The organism is Vicinamibacterales bacterium, from assembly GCA_035699745.1.
In the GTDB taxonomy this organism is placed as follows: domain Bacteria; phylum Acidobacteriota; class Vicinamibacteria; order Vicinamibacterales; family 2-12-FULL-66-21; genus JAICSD01.
In genome coordinates this window covers 1-17152 of the sequence record DASSPH010000051.1, presented here as the reverse complement: position 1 = coordinate 17152, position 17152 = coordinate 1, and the positions used below count along the sequence as shown (strand labels likewise).

The following is a 17152-nucleotide window of genomic DNA, read 5'->3' as shown; positions in this document are numbered from 1 at the left end:
GTTTCTCAACGAGGCGCGCGTGCAGTGGGCGAAGGATGGCGAGCCCGGCTTTGCCAACAGCGACAATCCGGAAGCCACGGTGCGCCAGGGGGGCGCGACGGTGCTGGTGATCGGCCGCAACTTCTTCAGCCCGCGCGAGACGACGATCAAGCGCTGGCAGGTGGCGGACGCGTTGACGTGGGCGCGCGGCGTGCACAAGGTGAAGACCGGGTTCGATTTCCAGTTCGACGACATCCTGAACCGCTTCCCCGGCTTCTTCAGCGGCTCGTACACCTTCCGCAGCCTCGCCTCGTTCGCCGGCGGACGGCCGAGCGGCGCCAACGAGTTCTATCAGCAGAATTTCGCCGGCCCGAACACGACGGGCGCGGAGACGACGCCGGATATCCAGGAGTATTCGTTCTTCGTCCAGGATCAATGGCAGGCGACGCCGAACCTGACCGTCAATGCCGGCCTGCGCTACGACCTGATGAAGACGCAGGCGCCCCGGGTGCGGAACCCGGACGCGCAGCTTGCCGCCGCCGGGATCGACACGAGCCGGCTCGACGCGGACACCAACAACTGGGGCCCGCGGCTCGGCCTGGCGTGGAGCCCCCGGGGATCCGCGTTCGCCGTGCGCGGCGGCTGGGGACTGTTCTACGGCCGCACCCCCTCGATCATGCTCGGCACCGCGCATTCGAACAACGGCGTGAACATCGTCTCGCTCACCTTCACGGGAGACGCCGTGCCGACCTATCCGCAGAAGTTCGCGCAGATCCCATCCAGCGGCGTCGCCGCGCGGCCGAGCATCTTCTACATCGACCAGGATTTCCGCAATTCGCGGTTGATGCAGGCCAATGCCGCCGTCGAGTGGCAGCTGCTGCCGCAGACGAGCCTGTCGGTGACCTTTCTGTTCGTCGACGGCACCGCCCTGCCGCGCTCCATCGATCGCAACCTCGGCACGCCGTCGACGCGGACGTTCACGGTCGCGGGCAGCGGAGAGACGTTCGCGTATCCGTTCTTCGGAACCGATCGCCGCTTCGCCAGCTTCCAGCGCGTGATTGCGTTCGAATCGACCGCCGAATCACGCTACAACGGCGTCACCGTGGAATTGAACCGGCGGTTCGCGGGCAGCCTCCAGCTGCGCGCCGCTTACACCCTGGGCAAGGTCGAAGACACCGTGCCCGACGCCACGGCGGTCGTGCCGGGCAACGCCGGCGACGATCTGAAATACGCGTCGAATCCCGCGGACTTCGAGGCGGACCGGACCGCCGGCAACAACGATCAGCGCCACCGCTTCGTCGGCAGCGCCGTGTTCAGCACGAACGCCTTCGCCGGCGAGGGTCTCGCCGGCGCGTTCGCCCGCGGCTGGACGGTCAGCGCGATTCTGACGGCGCAGTCGGGTCAGCCGTACACCGCACGCGTGGGCGCCGTCGATCTGAACAACGACGGCAACACCCGGAACGACATCGCGCCCGGCACCCGCCGGAATCAGTTCAGACTGCCGGCCGTCGTGAGCTTCGATCCGCGCATCGCCCGCGACGTGCCGATCGGCGCCGCGCGGATGACGCTCATCTGGGAAGCCTTCAACCTGTTCAACCGCAGCAACTTCAGCAGCCTGGACGCGACCTACTACAGCGTCGCCGGCACCACGCTGACGCGATCGACGACCTTCGGACGTCCGCTGGCGAGCGCCGGCGAGCGGATCATGCAGGTGGCGCTCAAGGTGAGCTTCTGAGCCGGCCCAGCGTGTACGCGCACGGCGGATATCCCTGGGCCGCGGCGACCGCCAACACGTCGTCCGCGGCGCGCGCCAGCGCCGCATACTCGTCGGATCCCTTGCGTCCGGGCAGCGACCGCGCGACGTGACGGAAAAGCGTCAGCGACGAGACGAGCTTCTTCGCATCGATGTCGGATCCCATCAACACGTCGACGGCCGTGCCCTTGCGAAGCTGCTCGGCGACCACCGTGGTCACGCCGAGCAGCCGCCGGCGCAGTTCCGGGTCGCGAAGGTACTCCTCCGCTTCCGCGACACCATTCAGCGCGAACGTTCGCGCGTAGGTGGACGATCCCAGGCCGTCGAGCTGCGGGAAGACGTACCAGATCCAGTGGCTGCGCTTTCCGCCCGAGCGCAGCTCGTCCAGCGCCGTGTCGAATCCGGCGAACGCTGAATTCTGCGCCTCACGAAAGCGGTCGAGCGACATCACGAAACGAGGATACGGCGATCTCAGAACGCGATCCGCACCATCAGCTGCGCCTGCCGCCCGTCGTTGAACAGGTCGGCCTTGCCGTAGCGGGGATCGAAGGCGTTCGCCCCGTCCGGCGTGGCGCGGATCAGCGCCTCATAGTCGTAGCCCTTCGCCAGATCGATCCGGCTCAGATCGATGGCTGACGATGCGCGCGCGATGCCGGCGCCGCGATTGAGCCAGTTGAAGAGGTGGCGCGGCGTCTTCTGGTTGAAGACATTGAGCACGGTGAGCTGCAGGCGCAGCCGGCTGCGGCCGGGAAATGCGAACTGGTGCGCGAGCACGGCGTCGGTCTGCGTCAGCGCCGGCGTCCGTCCCATGTCGCCGCGCCCGTTGACGAACACTTCGGCCTGCGCGGTCGTGTTGACGTAGGTGCTGATCGGGGTCCCGCTCGCGGCCAGCACGGTCATCCCGAGATCGGTGCCCGCCGCCAGCGTTCCTCCTCCGTAGAGCTTCAGCACGTGCGGCCGGTCGGTGGCGAGCCGGCCGGCGACGTCCAGCCGCCCGTGCGCATCCCACACCACCTGATCGAGGTTCCACGCGTTGTTGACGCTGCCGCCGGGATTCGCGACGCTGCCGGACTGTTGCTGGTGCGTCTTGAAGCTGGCGCCCGTCGTCGGCGTCCGGATCTCGTCGGAGCTCGCCAACCCGCCGTAATTGCCGTAGAGGCGGCTGAGGGTGTAGCTCGCGCCGCCGAACCACCGGTTCGCCAGGCGCCGCGTAATCCCGACATCGAGCCCGTCGTACTGCCGTTTCACGGCCGGTGTCGGGAACGGCGCCGTCAGCCCGGACGTGGGCATCGTTCGCGCGCGGCCCGATCCCGGATTCGCAATCATCAGCACCGTATTGCCGCCGATCAACGCGCCGATGTCGTCGATGACCTGCCGCAGATCGGTTCGCACGTAGCGGGCCGTGACGACCGTCGCGGGCGCGATCTGGAACTCCAATCCGGCGCTGGTGCTGTCCTGCCAGGTCGGCTCGAGCTGCGGATCGATGTTGTCGAAGCTCGGCACGCGCTGATCGCGGACGGTGCCGGGCACGATCCAGAGGTCGCGGCCGGGCGCGTTGTCGAGACCGAGCGATGACACGTCCGGCGACTCCAGCGCCCGATAGCGGATGGTCCAGAAGTCGGCGCCGAACGAATCGCGAGGCAGCTCGTATTTCGTCCAGTCGTAGTAGCGGCCCCAGCTCGCAAAGAGCTTGAGGCGCCCGTCGCGGCCGGCATCGAACGCCACGCCCAGCCGCGGCGCGACGCGGTCGCCGAATCCGAAGCGGAAGGCGTATCTCCTGAGATCCGGACGGTAGGTCGGCAGGCGCTCGTTCTCGGCGCGCACGCCGAGGTCGAACGTGAGGCGCGATCCCGCCCGCCATTCGTCCTGCACGTACAGCGCCGTCATCGGCGCGCTCGCCCGGCCGCGAATGCCGCGATCGTGCACTTCGTAGTAGCCGTATGGCCCGCGTCCGGTCGCGCCGCCGAAGGAGAAGGTCCGATCCCAATAGACGAACACGTAGCCGCCCGGATAGGCGGCCTCGACGTCATTCGCGGTCCATTGCACCGCGGCTCCCCCCTTGAGCTGGTGCCGGCCGGCGGCGGCAAACATCTTCGTGTAATCGATGCCGCCGAACGAGCGCGACGTCGTGTCGTGCGCGACGATCATCGCGCGCGGCGTGTTGCTCGTGCCGGCCGGTCCCTGCCAGGAAGCAGGGATGCCGGCCAGCCCGACGTTGGACGTCTGGTAGGTGACGCTCGTGACGTTCGGGATCCCGGCATCCGAATACGAGTCGTGGAAGAACCCGCCCCGCAGCGTCAGCATCGAGGATCCCGAGAGCAGCAGATCGACGTTGACGCTGGTGGACGTGGCGGAGACGTCGAAGCCGCGACGGTCGTTGACGGCATTCGCGGCGCGCGAGCTGACGATGCTGTTGGGGATCGTGCCGTCGTACGCGGGCAGCGTGCCGGTCGACGCCACCGGCGTGTGCAGCACCGTCGCGTAGGCGTTGAGCCGGCCGGCGGCCACGCTGATCTTGCCGAATGCCTGGTGCGCCGTCTGACGCTGCGCGATCGTGCCGCGATCGGCCGCGCCGAAGAGATACGGATACGCGCGGCGCACCAGCTGCGGCGACGCCGACGCGAAGAAGAACACGCGATCCCTGGCAATCGGCCCGCCAAGCGAGCCGCCGAGTTCGTGACGATCGTCGGAGCCCCCGGCGTCCTGGACGTAGGTGACGCGGCGGTCGTCGATCGGGTCGAGGACGAGGCGGGAGACCGGCGCCGCGGCCAGCGCGCTGCCCTCGTAGAAGTAGTGCGCTTCCCCCCTGAACCGGTTGCCCCCCGAACGCGTGACGGCGCTGATGACGCCGCCGAGGGCGCCGCCGTACTCGGCGGAGACGCCGGCGGTCTTCACCTGGACTTCCTGCAAGTACTCGAAGGCCGCGCTCTGGCGCGGGCGCGCGTGGATCAGGCTGTTGACGATCACCCCGTCGATGGTGAACGCGTTCTCGGCGGCGCTGGCCCCGTTCACCTGCAGGCCGCCTTCGATCACCCCGGCGTTCACCGTCGGGGCGATCGCCGCCAGCGACGTGAAGGCGCGCGTCTTCGGCAGCAGGTCGAACTCCTCGGCGGCCATGTTGTGCGCGACCGTCACCGTCCTGACGTCGATGAGCGGCGCGGGGCCGGTCATCACCTGCACGGTCTCCGCCACGCCGGAGATGGCGAGCGTGGCATCGAGTTCGACGGTCCTGCCGAGGAGAATCACGACGGCCGCCTGCTCGAACAGCGCGAAGCCGCTCAACGCGAACTTGATTTGGTAGCGGCCCGGCTCGAGGCGGACCGCGCGATAGGCGCCTTCGGCGTCGCTCACGGTCACGATCGCACGGCCGCCGGCCTGCTCGGTCAGCGTCACGGTGACGCCGGGGAGCACGCCGCCGCTTTGGTCCCTGACCACACCAGTGATGCCCCCGTACCGCTCCTGCGCGGACGAGGAACCCGCAGCCATGAGAACCAGGCAGAGCGCGGCAATCGCCGGCGGGCGAGCGAAGAGTGCAGCCATCGGTGAGTCCTGAATCGTGGAGCACGCTGCAAAGCCCGTGCTGCCGATCCGCCGGGCTGCGTCGCGGCACGGCAGGGAGGCGGGCGCGCTACCGCCCGACGCCGCAGGGAACTATTTCCGGGGCCCGCGGGAAATCCCGCCGCCGGCCCGAACCTCGAACGTTCCTACTTTCCGGCGTGCAGCAGCTCGGCGGGAAGCGACCTGAGAAACTCGCGGAACGGACGCGTGGAGCCGACCCCGCGGGACAGCACCAGGCTCCCCTGCAGCAGCATGATCACGCGCTCGGCCCGGGCCCGCGCCGTTCGTGCGTCGGCGCCCGCATCCTTCGCCACCGCCGCCAGCGCCTCGGCCAGCGCCTCGAACATCTGCCGGATGGTCGCGGTGAAGGGACCATCCTGGATGCGGGACGACGAGAGCATGTTCAAGAGACACGCCTGCCTGCCGCCGGAGTAGAACTGGTCGAGCCGCTTGACCAGGGCGTCGACGCGCGTCCGGGGGGATTGCGTGCCGCGCAGCGGCGAGAGGACATTCGATTCGAGCCAGCTGCCGGCCGCGCCGAGGACCTCCGCCGCCATCTGCGCCTTGCCGTCCGGAAAGCGATGGTAGAGGCTGGCCTTCTTCAGTCCGGTGGCGCGTTCGAGCATCGACAGCGTCGCCCCCTCGAAGCCGACGTCGCGAAACACCCGGCTCAGGCTGGCGATCAGCTCGTCGTCGTCCACCGTCGGCCTGCGTCCCATCCCCACCTCCGCCAGACAGCATACCGAACGAACGGTAAAGAAACAACTTGACAGGCCGCCGCGGCCGGACCACACTGCGTATATTACCGAACGAACGGTAAACATATCTCAGGAGTGTGTCATGTCGAAAACCGCCGTCGTCGTGTTCTCCGATCCCAAGTCCGGATCGGACGAGGCGCTGGGCCGCCTCTTCAACGCCTTGTTCGTCACCTATGAACTGCGCGAGAACCAGCAGGATGTCGCGCTCATCTTTCAGGGGGCCGGCGTGCGCTGGGCCGCCGAAGTCGTCAAGCCGGAACATCCGGCCCATGCCCTCTACCAGGCCGTCGAGGACCGCGTCGTCGGCGTCTGCGGCGGCTGCGCCGACGTCTTCGGCGCCACCGCGTCGGTGCAGGCCTGCGGGGTGCCGCTGGTGAACGAGAGGGCGATTCCGGGGACCTCGGGTGTGGTGGACCTGTCGAAGTATCTCGACGCCGGCTACCAGCTGGTGACCTTCTAGACGCGGAGGCGGCTGCCGCGCCGCGCGGCGGCCGCGTTCCACTCACCTCGAAAGGCGTTCACATGTCACGCGACCCGTTCCATGCCGGCGAAGTGACCGTCCAGGAGCGCACCGGCGAACGCGCCCGGGCGATCCTGAACTCCCGCGGGATCGGACACCTCATCCCGCCGCGCGCGCGACCGTTCGTCGCCGAGCAGCAGTACTGCGTGATTGCCTCGCTCTCGCCGGCAGGTCGCGTGCAGGCGTCGTTCGTCGGTGGGGAGAGAGGGTTTGCCTCTTCCGACACGGAAGGCTCTTCCCTGACGCTGCGGCTGCCGGCGCATGCGGTGGAGACACTGGCGGCGCCGCTGCCCGGACTGCAGCCAGGCGGACAGGTCGGCGTCCTGTTCATCGAGCTGACGACCCGGCGGCGGCTGCGCGTCAACGGCCGGATCGCCGATGCGACGGCGGACACCGTTCGGGTGCAGGTCGAAGAGGCGTTCCCGAACTGCCCGAAGTACATCCAGCGCCGCGAAGCGGTCGCCGTCACGCCGCGGGTCGACCCGCCCGCGCAGGCGGAGCGGGGAACGACGCTGACGCCCGCGGTGATCGAGTGGATTCGCAGCGCCGACACCTTCTTCGTCGCGAGCGCGCATCCGCAAGGACGGGTCGACGTCTCCCACCGCGGAGGAGAGCCGGGATTCGTCAAGGTCGAGGGACGCCGGCTCTGGGTCCCCGACTATCCGGGCAACTCGATGTTCGGCACGCTCGGCAACTTCGCCGTCAATCCTCGGGCGGCCCTTGTGTTTCCCGACTTTGCGGGCCATCGACAGTTGCAGGTCTGGGGCGAGGTCGGCCTGGCGCTCGACGGCGGCGAGGAGCGTGGTGCCACCGGCGGGACCGGCCGGTGGTGGTCGCTGACCGCCGGCGAATGGGCGGTGTCCCCGCTGACGCCGGCGCTCCAGTGGACGCTGATCGATCGCTCTCCCTTGAACCCTCCCGCGAGCTGAGCGCACCGCCGGGCAACGAAGCCGGCGGCATCACCGCACGCCGGCTCCGGATGCCGGAGGCTGCTCATCTCGCGCTGCGCAGCACGTCGACGACGGCGTTGAACGCCGGCTTCGGCTGACGCTGTCGATCCCACAGCAGCGGATAGTTCATGCGCCCGCGGTTCAGCCACGAGTCGGCGTCGCTCAGGCCCCAGAACGTGACGCGGGTGACGGCATCGCGATGTTTGACGAACACCCGGAACACGTCGGCGTAGCGGCGCGCGAGCTGCTGCTGCACCTCGTCCGGCAGTCCGTTCGCGTAGGGGTTGGCCACCGCCGGATCGGCGCCGCGCGGCGTATTCGGCAGGAGATTGATGTCGAGCTCGGTGTACATCACCTTCAGCCCGGTGGCGTGCAGATCCACGAGCGTCGCGTCGATCTCGTCGATCGTGGGGGTCTCGAGCCGCCAGTGCGCCTGGTTGCCGATGCCGTCGATGCGCAGCTTGCGCGCCTGGAGATCCTTCACCAGCTTGATCACCCCCGCGCGCTTCGCGGGCTTCTCGAGGTTGAAGTCGTTGTAATACAGCTCCGCGCCAGGGTCGGCCTCGCGGGCGAACTCGAACGCCTTGGCCACGTAGTCGTCGCCGATGCCGACCTGCCACGGGGACTTGCGCAGGGAACCGTCTTCGTCGATCGCCTCGTTGACGACGTCCCACCCGTGAATCTTCCCTTTGTAGCGCCCCATCACGGTGCGGATGTGATCGCGCATCCGCGCCAGCAGCGTCTCGCGATCGGCGGGCTTGCCGTCCTCCCCCTGGAACACCCACGCGCCCGTCTGGTTGTGCCAGACGAGGGTGTGCCCGATCACCTGCATGCGGCGATCGACGCCGAACTGCACGTAGCGATCGGCGGCCTCGAAGGTGTAGCGGTCGGCCGCCGGCTGCGTCGGCTGGAACTTCAGCGCGTTCTCCGGGCTGATCTGGTTGAACTGTTTCGTGATGATCTCGACGGCAGCGGTATCCACCCCGTCGAACTGCCGCTGGTTGATGGCGGCACCGATCACCATCCCCTTCGGCATCAGGTCCTTGAGCGCGGCCTCCTGCGGGGCCGCGGCGACGACCAGGGCGAGGCCGGCGCCCGCGACAAGCAATCTCATACCAGGCTCCTTCAGATCCGGTTGAACTTGGCGATGGCTTTGGAGAGCGACTTGAACTCCCGGATGAACGGGAACATGCCGCTCTCCTGCTGGTCGATCGCCTGGGCGCGTTTGAGCACCTCCGCGGCGCGGTCCTGCGGCACCACCACCACGCCATCCTCGTCGGCGACGATGATGTCTCCCGGACGCACGGTGACGCCGCCGCACTCGACGGGAACGTTCCTGGCGACGGTGGCATAGTGGCCGACCGCCGTCCGCGGCGACTTCGACCGGGCATAGACGGTGAGCCCCATCCGCCGCACGTCCCACAGATCGCGAATGGCGCCGTCCAGCACCATGCCGGCCATGCCGCGCTCCACCGCGGCCGTCGCCATCAGGTTGCCCATCGCCGCGATGTCCAGCGATCCTTCCATCACGATCACCCCGACCTCGCCGGGCTTCGCCTCGTCGATCATCTCGACCGAGTGCTTGGTGGCGAGGGCGGGCGTGGCGCGGTCGGCGGGCGCGGGCCTCGCCAGCGCCGTCACGGCACGGCCCACCAGATTCGCGCCGGTCATCAGCTTCATGTCATGGCGCATCGTCCCGTTCGTGCCGGTGACGAGTTCGACCGCGTCGGAGACCGAGGCCGGGTAGGTGCTCTTGAAGCCGGCAACCAGCGGGTCGCCGGGCGGCTCGGCACTCTGCGCCGCGAGAAGCACGGCGGCGGTCGCGGCGGCGCAGACCGGCAGGGCGATCACCAGCAGGCGAAACAGACGGCGCGTGGGCATGATCTGACTCCTTGACTTGCGGGTATAGTAGCGCGGTACGCAACGGACCGCTCAGATGGCGCAACAACACCGGAGGAGGCGATGGAAGTCCTGAACGCGATCCTGGTGACGGCGATGCTCGTGACGCAGGGCACCGAACTGCCGCCGCCGTTCCCCAGGCCGGGCACCACGAAACTGCTCGAGAACGACGCCGTCGCGGTCTGGGACGTGTCGTGGCTCAAACAGAAATACCCGCTCCACACGCACCGGTACGACCTCGTCGGCATCTCGTACGCGGAGGGCAATCGGATCATCACGCAGGGAGAGGCGCCGGGACGCCTGGTGCCGACCAGGGCCTGGGTGTTCCAGACCAATCGCGCCGGCGTCACGCACGTCGAGGAAGGGGCCAGCGATCCGCCGATGCGGGCGGTGCTCATCGAAGTCAAGGCCCCGGCGCCGCGCCAGGGGGGCGAGCCGCCGGCCGACGGCCTCCGCCAGGTCGCGGGCGCCCCCGCCTGGGAGAACAATCGCGCCGCCGCCTGGCTGGTGACCGAAGGCTCGTCGCTGCCGGCGCATCGGCATGCCGGGGACGCGGTCGAGCTGATCTTCGGCGGCCCGTCGCCCAAGGCCACGTTCGTTCCCGCGGGGACCGCGCACGCGGGCCCGGCGCCGGGCGCCGGCGAGCGCGCATACGTGTTCGAGATCAAGTAGGAGCGATCATGAAGCAGACGACGACCGGACGCCGCACTTTTCTGACCATGGGCGCATTGGCGGCCGCGGCCGCCGCGCGGCCTCTCGCCGCGTTCGGCCAGGCGGTGGACAACGCGAAACAGGCGTCGGCCCCGTCCGCCTTGCGGATCACCGACCTGAAGTGCGGCTACATCCGTGGAAGCGTGTTCGTGAAGATCAACACGAACCAGGGCATCTCGGGATGGGGCGAGGCCGTCGACGCCGTGCAGGGGACCTATCATCTCGTCCAGAGCTTCGGCCAGCGAATCCGCAACCAGAGTCCGCTCAACGTCCACCGCCTGTTCGAACAGGTGCGGAAGGGGGGCGTCTTTTCGGGGGCGCAGTCCGGCATGTACATCGCCGTCCTGAGCGCCGTCGAAACGGCGCTGTGGGATCTCGCCGGGAAGGCGCTGAACGTGCCGGTCTACCAGCTGCTCGGCGGCAAGTTCCGCGATCGCATCCGCGTCTACTGCGACACCGCGTTGTACCAGGCACGCCTGCCGACGCCGGAGCACTTCGCGCAGGCGGCGGCGAACGCCGTCAAGGCCGGCTACACCGCGATCAAGTTCGACCTCGATCAGGGGGCCGACCCCAACAAATACGACCAGTTCAACTGGACGGCGAGCCCGGCCGAAATCCAGCGCATGGTGGATCAGCTCACCGCCGCGCGCCAGGCGGTCGGACCGAAGATCGACATCTGCGCCGACATGCACGCCCGCTACGACTATCCCACCGGGCAGCAGGTGGCGAAACGGGTGGAACCGCTCAACCTGATGTGGCTGGAAGAGCCGGTCCCGGCGGAGAACGTCGACGCCTACAAGCTGATCGCCGATTCGACGTCGACGCCGATCTGCGCCGGTGAGAACGTCTACCTCGCACACGGCTTCCGGCGCCTGCTCGAGACGGGCGCAGTGGACATCATCATGCCCGACCTGCAGAAGGCCGGTGGTCTCGGCGAAGGGCAGCGCATGGCCAACCTCGCCAACTTGTACTACGTGCCGTTCGCGCCGCACATGGTGGCGTCGTTCCTCGGCGCGATGGCGTCGTGCCACGTGTGCGCGTCGGTGCCGAACTTCATGATCCTCGAGTGGCAGACCTACTTCGACACGCAGCCCATGTGGAAGGAAATCGTCACCTACGACGGGCCGTGGGTCGAAAAGGGATTCATCCGGGTGTCGGACAAGCCCGGCATCGGCGTCGAGATGAACGAGGAGGCAATGCGCAAGTACGCCGTCCCCAACGTCCCCTTTCTGGCGTGAGCCGCGTCAGCGGGCGCGCATCGCCTCCGCGGCGGCGTGCGGTTCGAACGCAGGAAGATCCGCGCCGAACACCGGCCGCCGCGGATCGATGATCGTCCAGCACGCGGCGCCGACGAGAAACAGGCTGCCCATCACGTAGAGGGGCACGTCCCAGCTCGCGAACCATTCGACCGAGTAGGCGACGATCAGCGGATTGAGCATGGCGACGAGGTTGCCGATGGAGTTCATCGTGCCGCCGACGACGCCGACGTGATTGCCGCCGATCTCGATCGCGGTCCCCCACGCCGCGCCGAGCGTGAACATGGTCAGCCCGGTGCCGATCGCGATCAGCACCGCCGCCAGCACGGGCGACGAGGCGTTGCCGGCGCCAATCAGGCAGACGCCGACCGACACATACGCGACGGCGCCGAGCCCGCAGCGGCCGACGCGAAGGCCGTAGCGGCCGGAGAGACGGTCCGTCAGCCACCCTCCGAGCAGGTCGCCTGGAATGCTGACCAGCAGCGGCAGACCCGCGTAGAGCGCCATGCCGGAGATATTGAAACCGTGCCGCTCCAGGAGGTACGTCGGCAGCCAGGTGATGCAGAAATAGAAGATCATGCAGTTCGGGATGTACATGACGCTGAGGGCGATCATGTTGCGGCTGCGAATCAGCTGGCCCCAGTAAGCCAGGCCGCTCGGATGTGCCGACTCGCGCGGCCTGCCTGCCACGATGACGGCGAGCTCCGCGGCGTTCACCGCCGGATGTTCCGACGGGTCGTTCCTGAACCAATACAACCAGACCGCGACCCACACGATCCCGACCAGGCCGAAGACGACGAACACGCCGCGCCACGACATCGCGCTGAGCATGCCGGGCCACCAGCTGCCGAGCAGGCCGCCGCCGACGATGACGGCCGGCGTCAGTCCGGCGACCAGGTGGGCGCCCGCGAAGAAGATGCCCTGGGCGCGTCCGCGCTCGCTGGACGGGATCCACCGGGAAAACGTCCGCGCCACGCAGGGCCACGCGCCCGCTTCCCCGACGCCGAACAGGAAGCGGACCGCGAGCATGATCGGATAGTTGAACGCCGCCGCCGTCGCCGCGGTCAGCGCCGACCACCAGATCACGATGCGCGCCATCACGGACCGCGTCCCGACGCGGTCCGCCCAGCGCCCGGTGGGCACCTCGAACAGCCCGTAGGCGAGCTGAAACGCGGTGAACACCCAACCCATCTGGACCGCGGTCAGCCCGAGATCCTGGCGGATGCCTGGAGCAAGCGTGCCGATGGCCACGCGATCGAGATACGTGACCATGGCCAGCGTCGTGGCGAGCGCGACCACGCGATACCGCGCGCGGGTTGGCGTCATCTCTGATCCGAGGGGCGTCGCCCCTCGGACTCCCCTGCAGCGTCGCTCGCTCGCCCGCTGGCTCGTTCGCTGCGCTCACTCGCGTCGTGCATCAGATCCTTTCGGGTTCTCCACCGCATCGAGGTCACCTCACCGTACCGTCAGCGTCGAGGTCAGCGTCGTGATCGGCCGATCGTTGCCGTCGAGAAAGCGCGCGCAGAAGTCCGTCGCCCCGCCGGCGTTGACGATCGCGGCGCGAATCACGTTGGCGCCCTGCTTCAGCGTCAGCCGCTTCGAGACCCCGTCGTCGATCACCGCCTGGCGGTCGTTGTAGAGCGAGGTCGCTTCCGTGCCGTTGACCCACCACACGGACGCGGCGTTGGAGCCGACGGCCAGGCGGACGCCGCTCATCTCGCGCGGCGCGTTGACGACGGCCACGGCCCAGAAGAGGACGTTCGAGGTCGGCCTGTTCAGCGCGTACGCGAAGTGATACAGGTTGACGTTGTAGTTCACCGTGTCGACCGCGTGCCACGTCAACCCGGTCTCGCCGACCTTGAGGATCTCGCCGTCGCGCGGAAGCGGAGCCGCGGTCACCGGGAAATCCTTCTCGACCGCGGTCCGCACCGCGGTCTCGGTGAGCTGGCCCGGCACCCGGATCGGCTCCAGAAGCAGCCAGCGCTGGATGAACCCGTCGGCGGTCGTCGGCTTCGCCGGTGAGTCGGGCCGCCTCAGCGACGGGGCGGGCGGCCGCGCCTCGGCCGTGGCAGCGGCGGCGGGGGCCTGCAGCGCTTCCGTCGTGAGCCTGGAGAATGCCGACACCGGCGCCCACAGCGCGGGCAGCAGCACCAGCAGGAGGAGTCGTCGATACCGCGTGTCGATGCGCACGATCACGGCGTCCTCATGTTCCAGCGCTGGCGATCGCTCTTCGGGTCGAATCGCGCCAGCGTCGGCATGCTGCTGCCGACGGCGGAGAGCGCCAGCGGCTCCTTCGAATTCGGGACCGCCTTCGGCATCAGGCGATAGGCGCCGTCGGCGAGCTGGTCGATGCGCCACAACTGCTCCGGGCCGCCGGTGAATGCGGGCAGCACCGCCAGCTCGCGATCGGCCGTCGCCGCGAGCGTCCGATCCGTCCCCGCGATCGTGATCTTGAAGAACGGCGAACCAGGATAGCCGCCCGCCTCGCGGACCGCGGTGACGTTCCACTTCTGCTGCGCCTGCAGCATGTAGGGAGACATGCGGACACCGGCCGCGCCCGAGGGCCAGTTCGCGGACACGTGCGACGGTTCCTGATCCGGAATCGGCGCGGGCGGAGGCGGGGGCGGCGCGCCGGGTGCGGCGCCGCCGCCGCGACCGCCGCGTCCGCGAAAGCCGCCGACCGGCATCCCCTGAACGGCGAGTTCGAGCACGGTGCCGGTTCGAGCCGACTCGAGCGAATACGTGCCGGGTTTGACGTTCTCGCCGGCAACCGGCCAGCCGTCGCGCCAGAGCAGCGGACGGATGTCGAGCACGCTGACGCCGCCGCGATCGAGATCGGCCTCGTAGTGGCAGGAGAACTTCTCCACCCCGTCTCCCAGATCCAGCAGCCCGAAATGGCCGGGACCGATGTAGCGGCCGGCCGATCCGAGGAACAGCTTGCCGCCTCCCTGCAGCATGTCGATCCCCATGTTGTCGACAAACGGTCCCGTCACCTTCTTCGCGCGTCCCATGCGGATGTTGTAGCTGGAGTTGGCGCCGGCGCAGCACGATCCGTGCGTGACGAGCAGGTAGTACCAGCCGTCCCGGAAGATCATGATCGATGCTTCGGAGTTGATCGCGACGTTGACCGGCTTCCGATCGGGATACAGCCGTTTGCCGGTCTTCGGATTCAGTTCGACGAGCCGGATGTAGCCGAAGTAGGACCCGTAGGTGAGCCACAGGGTTCCGTTCGTCGGATCGCGGAAGACGCCGGGATCGATCGCGTTGCTGTCCTCGACGCCGTCGGACCAGACCACCGGCCCTGCGTCTTCCCACTTGTAGTCAGGCGAGTCGGGGTCGAGCGTCCTGCCGACCAGCAGGCCGATCGCCGCCTTCGGCTGCGTCCCCGGCGCGGAATAGTAGAGAAAGTACTTGTCGCCGGCGCGTATCACGTCGGGAGCCCACGTATTGTTGCCGCCGCGCGCGATGACGTCCGGACCCGGTTTGCCGCCCGGCACCGCCTGCATCAGGCTGCCCGCCCGCCGCCACGTCCAGCCGTCGTCCGAGATCGATATGGGCAGTCCGCTGCCCGTCGCGTAGACGTAGTACTTGCCGTTTTCAACCATCACCGTCGACGGATCGTGCAGGGCCGGCTGGCCGTCCAGCGCCAGCACGGGGCCGGCGAGCAGACACGCGGCGACCACGGCGACACGAGAGAGGCGAAACGCGAGGGACATTGTCATGGGCATGAGGGTTGAGGACAGCGCGCTACCTGGGGGGCAAGGCGTATGCGACCCAGCCGAGCGGTCCCGTCGGGCCGGGACTGGAGCCTCGCGGCGGCGTGCTCGCCGCGGGGACCAGCAGGTACTGACGCCCTGCCGTCTGGTACATGATCGGCGAGCCGACGAAGTCGCCGCCGAAGCGCGACGACCAGACCTGGGCGCCGGTGTCGGTGTCCCAGGCGCGAATCGCGTTGTCGCGCCCCGCGCCGAAGAGCAACCCGGACGCGGTGACGATCACACCGTTCACGAGTCCGGGCGCACCGGTGCCGGTCACACCGCGGGCGGCCAGCTCCGGGTCATCGCCGAAGCCCGCGCGCCACGTGATCGCCGGCACGTTCAGGTCGTACTTCACGATCGACGTGAACGGCGGCCTGATGCGGTTGCCGACGGTGTTGTACTCGTTGATGACGGGGCGCTCGTACTGCGGCACGCCGTCGGGGTACGGCGGCAGCACGCCGCGTCCTCTTGCGCCGGGCACTTCGGGGCGGGTCCACGCGGAGCCCGCGCCCACGATCAGTTCCGCCGGCGCACCGGAGCTCAGTGGGACTCCGCCGCGGCCCCGTCCGGCCGCTCCCGGACCGCCGCGCCCGCCAGGGGCCATCGTCAACAACGCCACCAGCGCGTCGACGTCGGCAGCGGTCAGGTGCGGGAACGCCGACATCCGTCCCTTGCCGAGGGCAATCGCCGTCCGGATCGCCGCGGCGTCGAAGCGCGGGGCGCCGGCCGCGACGTTATTCGCCGGGTCCGCCGTCGCGTGAACGAGCGCGGGCGCGGCATCGGTTCCGAGGCGATCGGGCCCATGGCAGCTCCCGCAGTGCTGCTGATACACCGCCTGCCCCGGAGGCTGCGGCGGCGCTCCCCGCCCGAATCTCTCGCCCGGGCGCAGCAGCCGCAGGATTCCGGGGTTGTCGTGCGTCACGACATAGACGGCGCCGGTCGCGGGCTCGGACGCCATGCCGCCGAACAGCACGCCGCCGTTGCTCGTCGGCACGTGCACCGTATCGCTGTAGTTGATCGGCGTGAACAGGCCGAGGTTCTTCGCGGCACGCAGCCGCGTGATGAACCGCGCGGCTTCATCCGCCGCAAGATACGGGCTGACGTCGTCCACGCCGAACGACTGACGTGTATGCGGCGGTGGATTGGTCGGATACGGCTGCGTCGGCCAGCTCTGCTCGCCCGGCATGTCGGAGGCGGGCACCGGCCGCTCCTCGATCGGCCAGATCGGCTCGCCGCTGTCGCGGTCGAACACGTACAGCCACGGCGTCTTGACGCCGGCGACGACGACGTCGCGGGCGCGGCCCTTGTGACGGATCGTCGTCAGCTGCGGCGCCGCGCTGGGATCGAGATCCCAGAGATCATGGTGCACGAACTGGAAATGCCAGCGGCGCCTGCCGGTGCGCGCGTCGAGCGCGACGAGCGACGTGCCGAAGAGATTCCTGCCCGCGCGGTCGGCGCCGTAGAAGTCGTAGGTCGGCGAGCCGAGCGGCACGTAGACGATGCCGCGGCGCGCGTCGACGGTCATCTCACCCCAGTTGTTCACGCCGCCGACGTACTTCCACGCGTCTTTCGGCCAGGTGTCGTAGCCGAACTCGCCGGGCCGCGGCACGGTGTGGAAGGTCCAGACCAGCGTGCCGGTGAGGACGTCATAGGCGCGGATGTCGCCAGGCGGCGACATGTAGCCCTCGCCGGTGGCGCTGCCGAGAATGATGAGGTTCTGGAAGACCTCGCCGGGCGTGTTCGACTGGATATTTCCGAGCGTCGCGGGGTCGCGGCCGTCGATGCCGACACGCAGATCGACGACGCCGTTGGTGCCAAACGACATGATCGGCCTGCCGGTTTTCGCATCCAGCTCCTGGAGCAGGCTGTTCATCGCAAAGATCAGGCGCTGGTCGCGGCCGTCGGCGCTCTCCCAGTAATGCATGCCGCGGCTGGTCAGGCCGGTCATGCTTTCGCGCACCCAGCGCTCCGTCCCGGTCGCGGCGTCGAGCGCGACCAGCGATCCATTGC

Annotated in this window: 14 protein-coding genes; 5 read left to right on the top strand and 9 right to left on the bottom strand. The window is 68.8% G+C overall.

What is annotated here, in order from left to right; genetic code table 11:
- Positions 1-1714 (top strand): hypothetical protein (locus tag VFK57_11385; protein ID HET7696303.1); only part of this gene is annotated, 1714 nt, incomplete at its 5' end.
- On the opposite strand, the gene VFK57_11380 is transcribed toward VFK57_11385, so the two are convergent.
- The 3 genes from VFK57_11380 to VFK57_11370 all read right to left on the bottom strand — a co-directional run bounded on the left by VFK57_11380 (position 1698) and on the right by VFK57_11370 (position 6009).
- Positions 1698-2180 carry a DUF1810 family protein gene (locus tag VFK57_11380; protein HET7696302.1) on the bottom strand — a complete coding sequence of 161 codons (483 nt, stop codon included), beginning with the start codon at positions 2178-2180 and terminating at the stop codon, positions 1698-1700. The genes VFK57_11385 and VFK57_11380 overlap by 17 nt on opposite strands.
- Before the next feature lie 23 nt (positions 2181-2203).
- On the bottom strand, positions 2204-5272 hold the full coding sequence (locus VFK57_11375; protein ID HET7696301.1) for a TonB-dependent receptor: 3069 nt from the start codon (positions 5270-5272) through the stop codon (positions 2204-2206).
- Positions 5273-5436: 164 nt separating this feature from the next.
- Positions 5437-6009 (bottom strand): helix-turn-helix domain-containing protein, encoded by a 573-nt coding sequence (locus VFK57_11370; GenBank protein HET7696300.1) that lies wholly within the window; start codon positions 6007-6009, stop codon positions 5437-5439.
- A 121-nt stretch (positions 6010-6130) separates the two neighbouring features.
- On the opposite strand from VFK57_11370, the gene VFK57_11365 reads away from it, so the two are divergent.
- Complete coding sequence (locus tag VFK57_11365) at positions 6131-6508, top strand: DsrE family protein (GenBank protein HET7696299.1); 378 nt, start codon at positions 6131-6133, stop codon at positions 6506-6508.
- Between the two features lie 62 nt (positions 6509-6570).
- Positions 6571-7497 carry a pyridoxamine 5'-phosphate oxidase family protein gene (locus VFK57_11360; GenBank protein HET7696298.1) on the top strand — a complete coding sequence of 309 codons (927 nt, stop codon included), beginning with the start codon at positions 6571-6573 and terminating at the stop codon, positions 7495-7497.
- A 64-nt stretch (positions 7498-7561) separates the two neighbouring features.
- On the opposite strand, the gene VFK57_11355 is transcribed toward VFK57_11360, so the two are convergent.
- On the bottom strand, positions 7562-8632 hold the full coding sequence (locus VFK57_11355; protein HET7696297.1) for an endo-1,4-beta-xylanase: 1071 nt from the start codon (positions 8630-8632) through the stop codon (positions 7562-7564).
- Between the two features lie 11 nt (positions 8633-8643).
- On the bottom strand, positions 8644-9399 hold the full coding sequence (locus VFK57_11350; GenBank protein ID HET7696296.1) for a hypothetical protein: 756 nt from the start codon (positions 9397-9399) through the stop codon (positions 8644-8646).
- 81 nt (positions 9400-9480) lie between these two features.
- Between VFK57_11350 and VFK57_11345 the strand changes: the two genes are divergently transcribed.
- Together VFK57_11345 and VFK57_11340 are read left to right on the top strand one after the other, a co-directional pair.
- Positions 9481-10089, top strand: a complete 609-nt coding sequence (locus VFK57_11345) for a hypothetical protein (protein ID HET7696295.1) — start codon at positions 9481-9483, stop codon at positions 10087-10089.
- A gap of 8 nt (positions 10090-10097) precedes the next feature.
- Complete coding sequence (locus VFK57_11340) at positions 10098-11366, top strand: mandelate racemase/muconate lactonizing enzyme family protein (GenBank protein ID HET7696294.1); 1269 nt, start codon at positions 10098-10100, stop codon at positions 11364-11366.
- A 6-nt stretch (positions 11367-11372) separates the two neighbouring features.
- Here VFK57_11340 and VFK57_11335 read toward each other — a convergent pair whose 3' ends face one another.
- From VFK57_11335 to VFK57_11320, 4 genes are all read right to left on the bottom strand, one after another.
- Positions 11373-12710 carry an MFS transporter gene (locus VFK57_11335; GenBank protein ID HET7696293.1) on the bottom strand — a complete coding sequence of 446 codons (1338 nt, stop codon included), beginning with the start codon at positions 12708-12710 and terminating at the stop codon, positions 11373-11375.
- A 129-nt stretch (positions 12711-12839) separates the two neighbouring features.
- A complete protein-coding gene (locus VFK57_11330) occupies positions 12840-13580 on the bottom strand; it encodes a hypothetical protein (protein ID HET7696292.1) in 741 nt (246 codons plus the stop codon).
- Positions 13577-15100 (bottom strand): family 43 glycosylhydrolase, encoded by a 1524-nt coding sequence (locus tag VFK57_11325; GenBank protein ID HET7696291.1) that lies wholly within the window; start codon positions 15098-15100, stop codon positions 13577-13579. Before VFK57_11325 ends, VFK57_11330 begins: the two co-directional genes overlap by 4 nt.
- A 31-nt stretch (positions 15101-15131) precedes the next feature.
- On the bottom strand, positions 15132-17152 hold a 2021-nt coding region (locus VFK57_11320), incomplete at its 5' end, for a PQQ-binding-like beta-propeller repeat protein (GenBank protein HET7696290.1).

Bases quoted from the DNA above. Each gene is read 5' to 3' on its own strand.
- VFK57_11345 (HET7696295.1), top strand. From the start codon at position 9,481: ATGGAAGTCCTGAACGCGATCCTGGTGACGGCGATGCTCGTGACGCAG.
- VFK57_11360 (HET7696298.1), top strand. From the start codon at position 6,571: ATGTCACGCGACCCGTTCCATGCCGGCGAAGTGACCGTCCAGGAGCGC.
- VFK57_11335 (HET7696293.1), bottom strand. From the start codon at position 12,710: ATGACGCCAACCCGCGCGCGGTATCGCGTGGTCGCGCTCGCCACGACG.
- VFK57_11375 (HET7696301.1), bottom strand. From the start codon at position 5,272: ATGGCTGCACTCTTCGCTCGCCCGCCGGCGATTGCCGCGCTCTGCCTG.
- VFK57_11370 (HET7696300.1), bottom strand. From the start codon at position 6,009: ATGGGACGCAGGCCGACGGTGGACGACGACGAGCTGATCGCCAGCCTG.
- VFK57_11355 (HET7696297.1), bottom strand. From the start codon at position 8,632: ATGAGATTGCTTGTCGCGGGCGCCGGCCTCGCCCTGGTCGTCGCCGCG.
- VFK57_11350 (HET7696296.1), bottom strand. From the start codon at position 9,399: ATGCCCACGCGCCGTCTGTTTCGCCTGCTGGTGATCGCCCTGCCGGTC.
- VFK57_11340 (HET7696294.1), top strand. From the start codon at position 10,098: ATGAAGCAGACGACGACCGGACGCCGCACTTTTCTGACCATGGGCGCA.
- VFK57_11325 (HET7696291.1), bottom strand. From the start codon at position 15,100: ATGTCCCTCGCGTTTCGCCTCTCTCGTGTCGCCGTGGTCGCCGCGTGT.
- VFK57_11380 (HET7696302.1), bottom strand. From the start codon at position 2,180: ATGTCGCTCGACCGCTTTCGTGAGGCGCAGAATTCAGCGTTCGCCGGA.
- VFK57_11365 (HET7696299.1), top strand. From the start codon at position 6,131: ATGTCGAAAACCGCCGTCGTCGTGTTCTCCGATCCCAAGTCCGGATCG.